The sequence below is a fragment of the Stenotrophomonas maltophilia group sp. RNC7 genome (genome assembly GCF_030910085.1).
Lineage (GTDB): Bacteria > Pseudomonadota > Gammaproteobacteria > Xanthomonadales > Xanthomonadaceae > Stenotrophomonas > Stenotrophomonas sepilia.
Genome location: NZ_JAVFVN010000372.1, coordinates 1 through 403, shown reverse-complemented (window position 1 = coordinate 403; position 403 = coordinate 1). Strand labels below are relative to the sequence as shown.

Below are 403 nucleotides of genomic sequence, written 5' to 3'. Positions count from 1 at the left end.
TCCTATACTATCATTTTTAATTTTTGAATCAATCTCTAGTTCATTATTCAACGCTTTTTTAAGCATCGTTTTAAAAACCCCTAAACCCTCCATTAAACTGTCACTAAATAAAGTTTGATTTTGAAATTTCATGGTAGCCATGTTACCCTCAATAAAGATTTCAATACTCTTATCATTTCCTAAATCAATTTTATAGATCATTTAATCTTTCCTTTCTTGCCAACTACACCTGCTTTTCTTAAGACTGATTGCATTTGCTGACTCAACTCGCCCCATTCACGAACATGTCCATGATATAATCCGTTAGGGATTATTTAATTGAGAGTAATCTAGGTGATCTAAAATTTCATCGAGTAATCGAACTGAATCATCTTTAGGAATAAAAACTTCTGTATTAACGGGT

Annotated in this window: 1 protein-coding gene; it reads right to left on the bottom strand. The window is 31.5% G+C overall.

Annotation, left to right across the window (positions count from 1 at the left end; genetic code table 11):
• A partial coding sequence (locus RCF13_RS06650) for a hypothetical protein (protein ID WP_308140974.1) occupies positions 1 to 201 on the bottom strand: 201 nt, incomplete at its 3' end.
• Positions 202 to 403: the final 202 nt, after the last annotated feature.